The 14,267-nt window shown below is 54.7% G+C and carries 18 protein-coding genes; all 18 read left to right on the forward strand.

Annotated features, from left to right (window positions below):
- Positions 1 to 44: 44 nt before the first annotated feature.
- The 18 genes from ABDW36_RS10455 (at position 45) to ABDW36_RS10540 (ending at position 14,264) form a co-directional block, all read left to right on the forward strand.
- Entirely contained in the window at positions 45 to 1,265 is a 1,221-nt protein-coding gene (locus ABDW36_RS10455; RefSeq protein ID WP_343701841.1) for a beta-ketoacyl-[acyl-carrier-protein] synthase family protein, read from the forward strand.
- Between the two features lie 117 nt (positions 1,266 to 1,382).
- Entirely contained in the window at positions 1,383 to 1,640 is a 258-nt protein-coding gene (locus ABDW36_RS10460) for a phosphopantetheine-binding protein (protein ID WP_343701842.1), read from the forward strand.
- A 191-nt stretch (positions 1,641 to 1,831) separates the two neighbouring features.
- Positions 1,832 to 2,521, forward strand: coding sequence for a lipid A biosynthesis acyltransferase (locus ABDW36_RS10465; RefSeq protein WP_343701843.1), 690 nt, complete (start codon positions 1,832 to 1,834; stop codon positions 2,519 to 2,521).
- 13 nt (positions 2,522 to 2,534) lie between these two features.
- Positions 2,535 to 2,957, forward strand: a complete 423-nt coding sequence (locus ABDW36_RS10470) for a 3-hydroxyacyl-ACP dehydratase (protein ID WP_343701844.1) — start codon at positions 2,535 to 2,537, stop codon at positions 2,955 to 2,957.
- Between the two features lie 8 nt (positions 2,958 to 2,965).
- Positions 2,966 to 3,601, forward strand: a complete 636-nt coding sequence (locus tag ABDW36_RS10475; RefSeq protein ID WP_343701845.1) for a hypothetical protein — start codon at positions 2,966 to 2,968, stop codon at positions 3,599 to 3,601.
- 24 nt (positions 3,602 to 3,625) lie between these two features.
- A complete protein-coding gene (locus tag ABDW36_RS10480) occupies positions 3,626 to 4,051 on the forward strand; it encodes an acyl-CoA thioesterase (RefSeq protein WP_343701846.1) in 426 nt (141 codons plus the stop codon).
- Positions 4,048 to 5,169: a beta-ketoacyl synthase N-terminal-like domain-containing protein gene (locus ABDW36_RS10485; protein ID WP_343701847.1), complete on the forward strand. Its 1,122-nt coding sequence runs from the start codon at positions 4,048 to 4,050 to the stop codon at positions 5,167 to 5,169. Before ABDW36_RS10480 ends, ABDW36_RS10485 begins: the two co-directional genes overlap by 4 nt.
- Before the next feature lie 26 nt (positions 5,170 to 5,195).
- Positions 5,196 to 6,263 carry a class I SAM-dependent methyltransferase gene (locus tag ABDW36_RS10490; RefSeq protein WP_343701848.1) on the forward strand — a complete coding sequence of 356 codons (1,068 nt, stop codon included), beginning with the start codon at positions 5,196 to 5,198 and terminating at the stop codon, positions 6,261 to 6,263.
- A gap of 25 nt (positions 6,264 to 6,288) precedes the next feature.
- Entirely contained in the window at positions 6,289 to 7,536 is a 1,248-nt protein-coding gene (locus tag ABDW36_RS10495) for an NAD(P)/FAD-dependent oxidoreductase (RefSeq protein WP_343701849.1), read from the forward strand.
- Complete coding sequence (locus tag ABDW36_RS10500; RefSeq protein ID WP_343701850.1) at positions 7,533 to 8,150, forward strand: hypothetical protein; 618 nt, start codon at positions 7,533 to 7,535, stop codon at positions 8,148 to 8,150. Before ABDW36_RS10495 ends, ABDW36_RS10500 begins: the two co-directional genes overlap by 4 nt.
- Positions 8,151 to 8,154: 4 nt before the next feature.
- A complete protein-coding gene (locus ABDW36_RS10505) occupies positions 8,155 to 8,418 on the forward strand; it encodes a phosphopantetheine-binding protein (RefSeq protein WP_343701851.1) in 264 nt (87 codons plus the stop codon).
- Positions 8,415 to 9,605 carry a beta-ketoacyl-[acyl-carrier-protein] synthase family protein gene (locus tag ABDW36_RS10510; RefSeq protein ID WP_343701852.1) on the forward strand — a complete coding sequence of 397 codons (1,191 nt, stop codon included), beginning with the start codon at positions 8,415 to 8,417 and terminating at the stop codon, positions 9,603 to 9,605. The genes ABDW36_RS10505 and ABDW36_RS10510 overlap by 4 nt, the downstream gene beginning before the upstream one ends.
- A gap of 67 nt (positions 9,606 to 9,672) precedes the next feature.
- The gene (locus ABDW36_RS10515; RefSeq protein WP_343701853.1) at positions 9,673 to 10,722 is read left to right on the forward strand and encodes a beta-ketoacyl synthase N-terminal-like domain-containing protein; all 1,050 of its coding nucleotides are present in this window, start codon (positions 9,673 to 9,675) and stop codon (positions 10,720 to 10,722) included.
- Entirely contained in the window at positions 10,716 to 11,480 is a 765-nt protein-coding gene (locus ABDW36_RS10520; RefSeq protein WP_343701854.1) for a polysaccharide deacetylase family protein, read from the forward strand. Before ABDW36_RS10515 ends, ABDW36_RS10520 begins: the two co-directional genes overlap by 7 nt.
- The gene (locus ABDW36_RS10525) at positions 11,473 to 12,105 is read left to right on the forward strand and encodes an outer membrane lipoprotein carrier protein LolA (protein ID WP_343701855.1); all 633 of its coding nucleotides are present in this window, start codon (positions 11,473 to 11,475) and stop codon (positions 12,103 to 12,105) included. The genes ABDW36_RS10520 and ABDW36_RS10525 overlap by 8 nt, the downstream gene beginning before the upstream one ends.
- Positions 12,092 to 12,709 (forward strand): hypothetical protein, encoded by a 618-nt coding sequence (locus tag ABDW36_RS10530; RefSeq protein ID WP_343701856.1) that lies wholly within the window; start codon positions 12,092 to 12,094, stop codon positions 12,707 to 12,709. Before ABDW36_RS10525 ends, ABDW36_RS10530 begins: the two co-directional genes overlap by 14 nt.
- Positions 12,709 to 13,077, forward strand: coding sequence for a 3-hydroxyacyl-ACP dehydratase (locus tag ABDW36_RS10535; RefSeq protein WP_343701857.1), 369 nt, complete (start codon positions 12,709 to 12,711; stop codon positions 13,075 to 13,077). The genes ABDW36_RS10530 and ABDW36_RS10535 overlap by 1 nt, the downstream gene beginning before the upstream one ends.
- On the forward strand, positions 13,074 to 14,264 hold the full coding sequence (locus ABDW36_RS10540) for a DUF2062 domain-containing protein (protein ID WP_343701858.1): 1,191 nt from the start codon (positions 13,074 to 13,076) through the stop codon (positions 14,262 to 14,264). The genes ABDW36_RS10535 and ABDW36_RS10540 overlap by 4 nt, the downstream gene beginning before the upstream one ends.
- Positions 14,265 to 14,267 lie beyond the last annotated feature (3 nt).

The raw sequence follows: 14,267 nt of genomic DNA on the forward strand, positions 1-14,267 counted from the left end.
GTTTGGCCCGCATCCAAATTAGCGGTAAACAAGTTTATAAGCACATGAACAGAGTAGTGATTACAGGCATAGGTATTTACTCCTGCATTGGCAAAGACCTGGAAGAGGTACGGGAATCCCTGTTCCGCGGCCGTTCCGGTATTGTGCTGGATGAGGAGCGCAAACAGTTCGGCTACCGCTCCGGGCTTACGGGCGCATTGCCCCGGCCCGAGCTGAAGGGCCTGCTGGACCGCCGCGCCCGGCTCATGATGCCGGAGCAGGCGGAATATGCCTATATGTCTACCCGCGAAGCGCTGGCCAACGCCCGCATGGACCAGGATTACCTGGACAGCCGGGAGGTAGGGCTGCTCTTCGGGAACGACAGTTCCGCCCGGCCCACCATAGAAGCAACAGACATCATCCGCGAAAAGGGAGATACCATGCTGGTAGGCTCCGGCTCCGTGTTCCAGACCATGAACTCTACCGTGAACATGAACCTGGCCACCATTTTCAAGCTGAAGGGCGTAAACTTCAGCGTGAGCGCGGCCTGCGCCAGCGGCAGCCATGCCATTGGCCTGGGGTACATGTTCATCCGCAACGGCCTGCAAGACGCCGTGATCTGCGGCGGCGCGCAGGAAGTGAATAAATACGCCATGGGCAACTTTGACGCTATTGCCGCTTTTTCCGTGCGGGAAAACGAGCCCGCCAAAGCTTCCCGCCCCTTTGACCGTGACCGTGACGGGCTGGTGCCCAGCGGCGGCGCGGCCACGGTGATACTGGAAAGCCTTGAATCAGCACAGCGCCGCGGCGCGCCCATTTTGGGAGAAGTGTTGGGCTACGGTTTCTCCAGCAACGGCGCCCACATCAGTAACCCCAGCGTGGAGGGCCCCCGCCGCTCCCTGGAAATGGCCCTGAAAGAGGCCGGCCTGCAGGCTGCCGAAATAGGCTACATCAACGCCCACGCCACCTCCACCCCGGCGGGAGACGCCAGCGAGGCCAGGGCCATTCATGAAGTGTTCGGTGAGGCCCAAACCCCCGTCAGCTCCACCAAAAGCATGACGGGCCACGAGTGCTGGATGGCCGGCGCCAGCGAGATCGTTTACTCCATGCTGATGATGCAGCACGATTTTATTGCCCCCAATATTAATTTTGAGAACCCCGATGAGGATTCCGCCAAATTAAATATCATCAGCAGTACAATTAATAAAAACTTTAATATATTTTTGTCTAATTCCTTTGGCTTTGGGGGTACAAATTCCTCATTGATTGTAAGGAAATGGCAGTAAATCCTTATATGAGCATCCTGTAAAGGATTTTGTATAATTTTGCCGGAGCAAGCCCCATCAGAGGAAAACGGAGCGTGCTGTATTTGCTAATCAACCTATATCTGGAACACACTATTTATGGACATTAACGAGATTATCAAAAAAACGAATGCTTTTTTAGCGGAGGAATTTGAGGTTGCTCCGGAAAGCATAACCCCCGGGGGAGACCTGAAGTCTACCCTGGAGCTGGATAGCCTGGACTATATAGACCTGGTGGTGGCCATTGAAAGTAACTTCGGTTTTAAAGTGAAGCCGGAAGACTTCCAGGGTATCATTACCTTCCAGGATTTCTATGATTACGTAATTGCCCGTGTTAAACAAAAAGAGTTGGTATAATGCCTTCCTGGCAGGGTAAGTCCAAAGGAAATAAGCTGGGGTACAGGATCTTTATTGGTGTATTGCGGTATGGAGGAGTGCGGCCCGCTTATTTTCTCCTGGGTTTTGTTGTGTGCTACTACTGCCTGTTCTCCTGGCGCTCTACCCGGTCCATATTTCAGTATTTTCGCTATAAGATTGGCCAGCCCCGCATGCAAGCGCTGTTTAGCGTTTACCGTAACTATTACGTGTTCGGGCAAACGCTGATAGACAAAATTGTGGTGATGGGAAATATACCGAACCGTTTCACCTTCGAGTTTGACGGGGAGGAAAACCTGCATGGCCTGGTATCAGGGCAGCATGGTGGTATTATGCTGAGCGCGCACCTGGGCAACTGGGAAGTGGCCGGCCACCTGTTCACCCGCCTGAACACACGCATCAACATCGTGATGTTTGACGGGGAGCATGAGCGCATCAAAAGTTACCTGGCCGGCGTAACGGGTGGGCGGAATGTAAATGTCATTGTTTTAAAGGACGATTTGTCGCATATTTACGCCATCCACGACGCTTTGAGCAAGCGTGAGCTGGTGTGCATGCATGCGGACCGTTTCCTGGAAGGGAACAAAACCATGGAAATGCCTTTCCTGGGAGAAGCGGCCCGCTTTCCCATGGGGCCTTTTCTGCTGGCCGCCACGTTCAGGGTGCCGGTTTCATTTGTATTCGCATTCAAGGAAACCGCCACCCATTATCATTTGTACGCCACGCCGCCAAAGGTGTACCCCGGCGCCAAACAGGGCGGCCTGGAGCAGTCAATGGCGGATTTTGTGCAGGTGATGGAAAAAAAAGTGAAGCAGTATCCCCTGCAGTGGTTCAATTATTACGATTTCTGGTCTAAGGACTGATATGCATAACAACATGATCAATACAGAACATATTACGGAGTACATTCCGCAACGCCCTCCCATAGTGATGATCAGCCGCCTGCTGGAGGCAGGGGAGAAGAATATCCGCACCGGTTTTGATATTGCTGCGGATAACGTGTTTGTGGAAGACGGCCTGCTGCAGGCTCCCGGCCTGGTGGAGAACATTGCCCAAACCGCCGCCGCGCGTATCGGCTACCTGGCCAAAAAGAACAACACGCCGGTGCCCCTGGGTTTCATTGGCGCTATCCAGAACCTGGAAGTACTGGAGCTGCCCGCAGCCGGCAGCAGCCTGGAAACGGAGATAGTGATAGAACACGAAGTGTTCAACGCCACCGTGGTACATGGGGCCGTAAGGCAGGAGGGGAGAATAATGGCGCAGTGCGATATGAAAATTTTTGTTTCCCAATCAAAATAAACAATACAATGAAGAAAATCGTAATGCCCCTGCTGGCACTGGTAGTAAGTGTTTCAGCCGCCAGCGCACAAACCGCCAAAGACGTGTTCGACAGGTCAGTGAAGCTTACCTACCTGGGCCTCGACTTTACCAAAGCCCGTATTGTAGGTGACGCAGCCGCCAAAGTGGACGAGATCATTGACAACCACTACCCCAATATCAATCAGAAAGTGGTGAACGAAGCCAAGAAATTTGACATTGCCGGCGCGTTCAGAAGGGAAGAAGTGTCTACAGACATAGGCCCCGTGAACAAACGCAACGCTAAAATAGACCCTGACAATGTAAAGTCAGACAACTCTGATGATTACCAGGCCATGAAGCCTGAAGACGTGGCCGCTCTCGTGAAAGGTTTTGACTTTGCCGGCAAAAGCGGCATCGGCATCCTGATCGTAATGGACGGTATGAACAAAACCAAGAAGGAAATATCCGGTTACGTAACCCTGGTAGATATGAAAGCCAAAAAGGTGCTCTTCACAGAACGCGTGGAAGGCGGCCTGGGCATGGGCTTCGGTTATACCAACGTGTACCTCACCGGTATCAAGAAAATGATAGATGCCATTGAGAAGAAGAAATACACCGAGTGGAAATCTACCTACGGCGGGTAATTTGATCAAACTTTAAAATAATACATGCAACCTGTATTGAGCGACAGTGCGGAGGTAGTCATCCGGTTCAACGAAGCAGATCCCCTGGGTATAGTATGGCACGGCCACTATATCCGGTATTTTGAAGACGGGCGTGAGTCTTTCGGCGCTAAATACAGGTTGCGTTACCTGGATATTTTTGACCACGGGTTTACCGTGCCGGTAGTGAACGTGGAGTGCAATTACAAAAAGCCCCTGCGCTACGGGGATACGGTGGTGATAGAAACCAGGTACGTGAATACGGAAGCCGCCAAGATCCGCTTTGAGTACACCCTGTACAACAAGGCCACGCAGGAAGTAGTATGTACCGGCGCATCAGTGCAGGTGTTCCTGGACAAGGAGGCTTCTATGTTACAACTGACCATACCCGCCTTTTTTGCGGCATGGAAAAAACAGTGGGGAGTGGAATGATGGACGTATTTGCAGCTGCCGATAACATTATTTCGCCGCTGGGCGTTACCACCCGTTCAAACGTTGAGCAGGTGCTGAAAGGCGCCAGCGGTATCAGCCGCCAGCCCGGCGGCTGGTTTGGGGCGGTAATGCCCCCCGGTACCGTGGAGCCCCTGGCAGATGCCGCGCAGCTCCATGCCTATACCCGGTTTGAACAGCTGCTGATACTGAGTGTGAAAGACGCCCTTTCCCGCACGCACATCAGCCTGCAAAACGAGCGCACGGCGTTCATTGTATCTACCACCAAGGGCAACATTGCCCTGCTGGAAGAAGGAGATGTGCCCACCCTCCGCCTGCACAACACGGCGGAAAAAGTGGCCGCTTACTTTGGTGCAAAAAGCAAACCCCTGGTGGTCAGCAACGCCTGTATATCCGGGCTGCTGGCCATTCTCATAGGCCAGCGCCTCATCCGCTCCGGCAAGTTCGACCACGCGGTGGTATGCGGCGCAGACCTGTTCACCCCATTTGTGCTCTCCGGCTTCCAGTCTTTCCAGGCCGTAAGCGACGAGCCTTGCCGCCCTTTTGACGCCGCCCGTAAAGGCGTTACACTGGGAGAAGGGGCCGGCACAGTGGTGCTGACCAGTCAGACAACATCACTCGCAGGCACGGTGGCCCGCCTTGGCGAAGGCGCCTCCTGCAACGATGCCAATCATATTTCAGGCCCCTCCCGTACCGGTGAGGAGCTGGCGGGCGCCATCCGCAGAGCGGTGGCCGGCAGCGGCCTGCAGCCGGAGAACATCGGCTTTGTATCCGCCCACGGCACGGCTACGCTGTATAATGACGAGATGGAGGCCAAGGCCTTTCACCTGGCCGGCTTGCAGCAAACGCCGGTGAACAGCCTCAAAGGTTATTACGGCCACACCCTGGGTGCGGCCGGCCTCATTGAAGCCATTGTGGGCATGCACTGCATGTTTGAGGGCATAGTGCCGGCCACGGCCGGTTTTCAGCAGCCGGGCACCAGCCTTCCGCTGGCGGTGAGCGGCCAGCCGCAGCAGCGCCCCATGGAGCACTACCTCAAAACCACTTCCGGTTTTGGCGGGTGCAACGCCGCCATGGTGTTCAGCAAGATCAATTTGTAAATCATTTTTAAAAACGCATACCGCAAATGAATTTTTTTACCAAGGAAACAAAAACCGCGCTGCAGGCCAAGGAACAGGCCCTCTGGCTGGCATTTGCCCCTATTGCCTTCCAGGCCTCCAAAGCCCTGCGTGACCTGGGCATTCTGAAAGTAGTGGCAGACAGCGGTACCCAGGGTGTTACCATAGAAGAAATTCTGGACAAGGTACAGCTCTCCCGCTATTCCGCCCGCGTGCTGCTGGAAGCAGGCCTGGGCCTCGAAATGCTGATTGTCAACAATAAAAGATATACGCTCACCAAAACTGGGTTCTTTATCCTGAACGACCGGCTGACCCGCATCAACATGGACTTTTCCGCAGATGTTTGCTACAAGGCCATGTACCACCTGCAAGACAGCCTGGTGGAAGGCAAGCCCCGCGGCCTCCAGGAGCTGGGTACCTGGGAAACCATTTACCCCGGCCTTTCCCTGCTGCCGGAGCCGGCCCGCACCAGCTGGTTCAACTTTGACCACTATTATTCAGACCTCGCTTTCCCGGCCGTATTGCCCATTGTATTTGAGCAGAAACCGAAAAAGCTGCTGGACATTGGCGGCAACACCGGCAAATGGTCTATGGCCTGCGCCAATTATGACCCTGACGTGCAGGTAACTATTGTAGACCTGCCCGCGCAGGTGAACGTGGCCAAAAAGAATATTGAAGAAGCCGGCCTGCAGCACCGCATAGATTTTTACATCACCAACATACTGGACGAAAGCCAGCCTTTTGCGCAGGGGTATGACGTGATATGGATGAGCCAGTTCCTGGACTGCTTCTCCGAAGCGGAGATCATCAGCATTCTGCGGCGCTGCCGCGAAGCGCTGAATGACGGCGGCAGCATTTTTATACTGGAGCCTTTCTGGGACCGGCAGCAGTTCAAGTCTGCCGCCTTCTGCCTGCAGCAAACTTCGCTGTACTTCACGGCCATTGCCAACGGCAACAGCCAGATGTACCATACCGATGATTTCTTCAGCTGCATCCGCGCCGCCGGCCTGGAAGTAGTGCTGGAAAACAATGACGTGGGGCTGAGCTATACCTTGCTGAGATGTGTAAAAGCATAATAAATCATTCAAAATCCCAAAACATATGCAAACTGAAAAGGTGGATGTACTCGTAATAGGCGCCGGCCCCTCCGGAACGGTTGCCGCGTCCATAATCAACAAAGCCGGCTATAAGGTAAAGGTTGTGGAGAAACAGAAATTTCCCCGCTTTGTGATAGGGGAAAGCCTGCTGCCCCGTTGCATGGACGCACTCACGGAAGCCGGCTTCATTGAGGCCGTGGCCGCCCGTGGTTTCCAGAAAAAAACCGGTGCCAAGTTTGTCAAGAACGGCAAAATTTGCGACTTCACCTTTGAAGACCAGCACACCCCCGGCTGGACCTGGACGTGGCAGGTGCCCCGTGCAGACTTCGACAAAACCCTGGCAGACACCGTAGAGAAAATGGGCGTGCCGGTGGAATATGAAACAACCGTAACAGACATCAAATTCTTTGGCTCCGATTCTGTAACCACCGTGGAAGACATTCACGGCAATAAAAAGCAGATAGAAGCCCGTTTTATAGTAGACGGCAGCGGTTACGGGCGCGTTATTCCCAAGCTCTTCGGGCTGGATAAACCCTCCGTGCTGCAGCCGCGCAAGGCGCTCTTTGCGCATACCAACGATGTACGCCGCGCGATGGCAGACGAGCCTAACCGCATCACCGCCGTGGTGCACCAGAAAGGCGTGTGGATATGGATCATTCCCTTTTCCACCGGCGTTACCTCCGTGGGTTTTGTGGGAGACCACACCTTCCACGGCCAGTTTTCCGGTTCCAACGAAGAGCAGTTCCGCGCCATGCTGGAAGCGGAACCCCATACCCGTGAGCGTTTCAGGGACGTGGAGCTGGTGTTTGAGCCGAGAGTGCTGGAAGCCTGGTCTGCCACCACAGACCGGTTTTACGGAGACGGTTTTGTGCTCACCGGCAACGTAACAGAATTTTTAGACCCTATTTTCTCATCCGGCGTAACTTTGGCCACTGTATCCGCCCAGAAGGCGGCCAACCTGGTGGTGAAGAAGCTGCAGGGCGGGGAAGTGAACTGGGAGAAAGATTATATGGAGCCCACCATGCAGGGCGTGAACGTATTCCGTTCCTACGTGCTGGCCTGGTACGAAGGTACGCTGGACACTATTTTCTTCAGCAAAAACCCGGACCCGGTCATCAAACGGCAGATATGTTCCGTTTTGGCAGGGTATGTGTGGGACCAGAGCAACCCGTACGTGCAAAATCACGAAGAGGGGCTGAAACGCCTGGCCAGGCTCATTGAAGTAACAGATAAACTAAATTCACCGGCTTGAGTAACGTCAGCGCCTATATCAACGCATCCTGCATCGTCCGCGGCAATACCGTGGTGAAAAACGGCGTGCGTGCATATGAAGCGCCGCCGGGAGAAACGCTGCCGGAGTTTTTGCGCAGCCTGTATGACCGTTACAGCGGGCAGTATCCCAAATTCCATAAAATGGACCTGCTCAGCAAGCTGGGCTGGGCCGCTACGGAAATACTATTGCAGGAAGTGCCCATGGAGCAATACGCGCCGGAAGACACCGGCGTGATACTGGCCAACACCAGCAGCAGCCTGGATACGGACGAGCGGTACGCGGAAACGATGAAGGAGATAGCCAGTCCGGCGTTGTTCGTATACACCCTGCCCAACATTGTGATAGGGGAGATCAGCATACGCCACAAATTCAAAGGAGAGAACGCCTTTTTTGTGGCAGATGCTTTTGACATTCCTTTCATGACGGGCTACGTGCAGCAGCTGCTGAACGAGGGTACGCTGCAGGCGGCCGTTTGCGGCTGGGTGGAACAGTACCACAGCGGGCACGATGCGGCGCTGTTCCTGGTAGAAAAGCAGCCGCGCAACGGTTCGCTGCCGTTTACGGCCAACGAAGTAGAAAAATTGTACAGATAATTATATGGAAAAGTTGATGGCAGATCTGAAAGTACAGATCATTCAGCAGTTGAATTTGCAGGAAGTAAAACCGGAAGACATCGGAAATGACCAGCCCTTGTTCAAAGAAGGCCTGGGGCTTGATTCCATTGACGCGCTGGAGCTGATAGTACTGCTGCAGCAGCATCACAACATACGCATTGCCAACCCGGAAGACGGCCCGGAAATTTTTTATTCCGTACGCACCATGGCGGAATATATCACCGCAGAAAAAAGTAAACAGGGATGAGTGAGCAGGTGTGGATAGCAGGCGGCGAAGTAATTTGCGGCATAGGCCTCAACCTGGCGCATTGCCTGGACGCATTTGAAAAAATGCAGCCGGGCATGGGCGCCATGCAGCACCTGCGCTCTGCACACGCCAGCACTTTTCCCGTAGCCGAAGTAAAGGCAGGCAATGAAGAGCTGGCCGCCATGGCCGGCATGCCCGCCCACTGGAGCAGGACCGCCCTGCTCAGCATGATAGCCGCAAAGGCCGCCTGGAACAGCACCGGCCTGGGGCCCATTGCCCATTACAGGGTAGGCCTGGTATCTGCCAACACCGTAGGCGGCATGGACAAAACGGAGCATTTTATGGAGGCCTTCCTCCAGGACAATACCACCGGCCGCCTCCGCGAAGTGGTGCACCACGAGTGCGGCAGCATTACGGAACTGGTAGCTGACGCGCTGGGCGTCCGCCGCCACGTAAGCACCATCAGCACCGCCTGCTCTTCCGGCGCCAACGCGCTGATGTACGGCGCCCGCATGATACGCGCCGGTATGCTGGACGCGGTGATAGCCGGCGGCACAGACGCCCTCACCCGTTTTACACTGAACGGCTTCAACACGCTCATGATACTGGACCAGCAGAAATGCCGGCCCTTTGACGATACGCGCACCGGCCTCAACCTGGGAGAAGGCGCGGGGTACGTGGTGCTGGTGTCTGAGCGCCTGGCGGAGCAAACCGCCACCTGGTGCAGGCTCAGCGGTTTTGCCAATGCTAATGACGCCTACCATCAAACCGCCTCCTCACCGGAAGGCACCGGTAATTTTATAGCCATGCAGGGCGCGCTGAACATGGCCGGGCTGCAGCCTGCAGACATCGGCTACATCAACCTGCACGGCACGGGCACGCAAAACAATGACAGTTCGGAAGGCCTGGCCATTGTACGTTTGTTTGACGGGCAATACCCGCCGGTAAGCTCCACCAAAAGTTTTACCGGGCATACGCTGGGCGCCAGCGGCGGCATTGAGGCAGTATTTTCCGCCTATGCCCTGCAGCAAGGCATCATTTACCCGAACGCGCAGTTCACCACACGCATGAAAGAGCTGCCCTTTGCGCCGGTAATCACCTTTTCACGGGGTAACGCGCTGCGGCATGTGATGTCCAACTCATTCGGGTTTGGGGGAAATTGTTCAAGCCTGGTGTTTTCGAAGTAGGGAGGAACATAAAAAAAGTAGTCAAGCAAAAGGGAGGAACGCAAGTTTTTCTCTTTTACATTTTAATATGAAAGCATTCATACAAGGCACAGGCAGTATATCCGCACAGGATAGCACCGTATTTCCCGCCACCATACGGGAATACGAAGGCAACCGCCTGCCCGTTGCCGACCCTGATTACAAGCAGTGGATAGACATAAAGCAGATCCGCCGCATGGGCCGGGTCATCAAAATGGGCGTGGGCGCTTCTCACATCAGCCTGCAGGATGCCGGGCTGGCCATGCCTGACGCCATCATTACCGGCACGGCCTACGGCTGCCTGGCAGATACCGGCGTGTTCCTGAACAAGCTGGTTACCCAGCAGGAAGACATGCTCACCCCCACCGCTTTTATTCAAAGCACACACAACACCGTGGCCGGGCAGATAGCGCTGATGCTGGGCTGCCATGGCTACAACAATACATTTGTACACGGCGCTTTTTCCCTGGAAAACGCCTTGCAGGACAGCCTGCTTTTCCTGCAGGAAAACCCCGCGCGCAACATACTGGCCGGCGCGCTGGATGAGATCACGGAATATTCCCACACCATCCTTTCCCGCTTCGGGCTGTATAAAAATGCGCATACGCAGCAGCTGCTGCGCTCCGGTACGCCCGGCACCGTGGCCGGAGAAGGCGCCGCGTTTTTTGTGCTGGGCGCTGAAAAGAACGCACAGTCCAAAGCGGAGCTGACGGGCGTTGAAATGATCTACCGCCCCGCGTCTGTGGAAGAAACCGCCGCGCATATCAGCCAGTTCCTGCAGCGCCACGGCCTGCAGCCGGCAGATGTAGACCTGCTGCTCACCGGCAGAAACGGTGATGCGCATGGAGACGCTTATTACGAAAATATAGAAGGCACCCTGTTTGCCCGGCAGCCCGTGGCCGCCTTCAAACACCTCTGCGGGGAATACCCGACGGCCGCGGCCTTCGGGATGTGGATGGCCGTACAGGCCTTGCATACCGGGCAGGTACCGGCGGCAGCCATGTTCAAAGGCAATGCCCCTGCCGCGCTGAAACGGGTGCTGATCTGGAACCACCAGCATACCACCCATCATTCACTCATATTATTAACGGCATGCTGAGGTACTGGGTGGTCATATACATCAGTATTGCCGTAGCAGGCATGTTGCTTTTGCTGGGCTTCAGCCTCTGGGAAGCGCTGGTGCCCGTGCTGCTGCTCAAACTGGGTGCAGACGCCTGGGGCGCTATACGCGTAGATTCCAATTATTACATGAAGGTGCTGTGCAAAGCCCCCGCCACAGAAAAGGCCGTGGCCTTGTCTTTTGACGACGGGCCGGTTGACAGCTTCACCCCGCAGATACTGGACATTCTGAAGGAGCACCAGGTGCCCGCCGCTTTTTTCTGCATTGGGCGGCGCGTGGAGGAAGCGCCCGGTTTGGTGAGGCGGGCGCAGGAAGAAGGGCACCTCATCGGCAACCACAGCTACTCCCACCACACCCTGTTTGACCTTTACCCTGTATCTAAAATGAAGGATGACCTGCAAAAGGCCAACCGCGCCATAACAAGCGCCGCCGGCGTTCAGCCCATGTTGTTCCGCCCGCCGTACGGGGTTACCAACCCCATGCTGGCCCGCGCGGTAAAGGCTGCCGGTTACACGCCGGTGGGCTGGAGCATCCGCTCGCTGGATACGGTGATCAAGGAAGAAGACAAGCTGTTTGAAAAAGTGACCCGCAAGATAGCTGCGGGAGATATTTTCCTTTTTCACGATACGGCTGCGGCCACGGTGAAAATTCTGCCCGCCCTCATCAAACAGCTGAAGCGGGAAGGGTTTGCCATCAAAAGAATAGATGAACTGTTAAACATACCGGCTTATGCGTAGATGGATATTTTTAGGATGTTGTTTAATACTGGCGCTGCAAGCCGCGGCGCAAAAGGGTTTTACGCCCGTGGCCAATATGGAGCTGTTCAAACAGCAGTTCACAAAGGCCGCGCAGCAGACCCAAACCATCAAAAGTGATTTTGTGCAGGAGAAGAACCTGAGCATGCTGTCTGAAAAAGTGGTGAGCAAAGGGAAGTTCTGGTTCAAGAAAGAGAACAGGGTGAGAATGGAATATGCATCGCCCACCTATTACCTGATGGTGATCAACGGAAAGAACTTCCGCATCAAGGATGCACGGACGGACAAAAACATTTCCGCCAGCGGTAACAAACTGTTTGAGCAGATCAGCAAAATAACAGCAGACTGCGTGCAGGGCAATGTGCTGGGCAACAAGGATTTCACCGCCAAAGTGCTGGAAAACCCGCAGCACTACCTGTTGCAGATGACCCCGGTAGCCAAGGGCATGAAAGACTTTTTTTCCGGCATTGAGCTGCTGGTCAACAAAAAAGACCTGGCCGTGATCAGGATCACCATGCAGGAGCGCTCTGGAGACAATACCGTGATCAGCTTTTTACAGAGAGAAGTGAACGTAGCCATACCAGATGAACTGTTTGCGCTTAAATAGCCTGTTGCCTGCCTTGCTGTGCCTGCTGGCCTCCTGCGGCTCCGCCTACCGCCATTTGCAGCGTGCGGAGGGCAGCGCGGACTGCCTGGCGCCGTTCCGCCCGCGGTTTGATACCACCGTGCTGTACAATACGCAGGTAGACGTGCTGCAACATCATTTCTCCGGGCTGCTCTTGTTCAAGCCGATGGACAACGGCAGCATGCGGGTGGTGTTCCTGACGGAAACAGGCCTGAAGTTTTTTGATTTCGAGTTCGGGGAGAACGGCAGTTTCACCAAACACTACGTGCTTCCGAAGATGGATAAAAAAGCCGTGGTGAAAACGCTGCGGAAAGATTTTGAGATGATACTCATGCGCCAGCCGCCGGCCGGCGCCACCGTGTTAACAGACGGGCAGCACCGCTACACCGCTTTCCCGCTGCAGAAAGGGCAGATCTACTATATTACTGATATGAGCTGCAAAGAGCTGGTACGGGTGGAGAACGGAGGGCGGCAGCCGGTAGTGGAGGTGTTCATGAAAGAGTATAAGAACGGCTTGCCAGACAGTATACTGGTGCAGCATAAAAAAGTAACATTCAATATTTCATCACAACGCGTGTATCAATAATGTTAGCAGGAAAATTTTATACCATTGTTGCGCAGCAGCAGCCGGCAGAACAGGCGGTGCATACCACCATTGCCTGGAACGCAGACCATGATATTTTCAAGGGCCACTTCCCTGACCAGCCGGTGGTGCCGGGCGTATGCATGATGCAAACCATACAGGAACTGTTAAGCGGCGCCTCCGGTAAAAAGCTGGTGGTGAAAAAGGCCGCCAACATGAAGTTCCTGAACATGATAGACCCGCGGCAAACACCGCAGGTAACTGTTGAAATTACTTACACGGAAACGGAGGAAGGCTATAAGGCCAATGCCGTGATCAGGCACGATGCCACTGTTTTCCTGAAATTCCAGGGGCTTTTCCGGCAGTCATGACACAAGCGCCGCCATATGACCAGCAGTGCAGCATACAGAAGATCTGTGTGCTTATACCCACGTACAACAATGCCGGTACGCTGGGCGGCGTATTGCGTGACGTGCTGCAGTATACCAGCCATGTGATAGTGGTGAACGATGGCGCTACAGACCATACGGCCAGTGTGCTGGCGGAGTTCCCGGAGGTGAGGGTGGTGGCTTACGCGCCCAACCGCGGCAAGGGTATTGCCCTCCGCAGGGGCTTCCGGTATGCGCAGGAGAACGGGTATGATTATGTGATTACCATAGATGCGGACGGCCAGCACTTTGCCAGTGACCTGCCGGCGTTTTTCGATGCCGTGCGGCAAAAGCCCCGCGCCATCCTCGTAGGCGCGCGCAACCTGGAGCAGGAGAACATGCCCGGCAAAAACACCTTTGCCAACAAGTTCTCCAACTTCTGGTTTTACGTGGAAACGGGGCTGCGGGGGCCTGATACACAATCTGGCTACCGCCTGTACCCGCTCCATGCCATGAAGAAGATGTGGTTCATCTGCACCAAATACGAATTTGAGATTGAAGTGCTGGTGAAGAGCGCCTGGCGCGGCATCAAAATAGAATGGGTACCCGTGCAGGTGTATTACCCGCCCGCGGAGGAGAGGGTGTCACACTTCCGGCCGTTCCGCGATTTTTCACGCATCAGCGTGCTGAATACGGTACTGGTCACTATTGCATTTTTATACATCCACCCCCGCAACTTCATCCGTTTCCTGTTTTCCAAAGGCGGTTTGAAACAATTGCTGCGGGAGCAGCTGCTGATACCGGAAGAAAGCAATGCCACCAAGGCGCTGTCTATCGGCTTCGGGGTATTTATGGGCATAGTGCCCATCTGGGGTTTCCAGATGCTGACGGCGCTGGTGCTGGCGGCGCTGATGCGGCTCAACAAGGCGCTGGTGATCATTGCGGCCAATATCAGCATTCCGCCCATGATACCCATTATTGTGTACCTCAGCTTTTTGACCGGCCGCATGTATGTGCAGGAAGACGCTACCTGGGTGCTGTTCAGTAAAAACCTGAGCATAGCCGCCATGAAGCAGAACCTGTTCCAGTACGTGACCGGCAGTATTACGCTGGCGGCAATAGCTGGCGTGCTGGCCTGGGCGTTGGCTTACGTGCTGCTGGCGGTATTCAGGAAAAAACGTATTTCATAATTG

The organism is Chitinophaga sp. (assembly GCF_039596455.1).
GTDB lineage: Bacteria > Bacteroidota > Bacteroidia > Chitinophagales > Chitinophagaceae > Chitinophaga.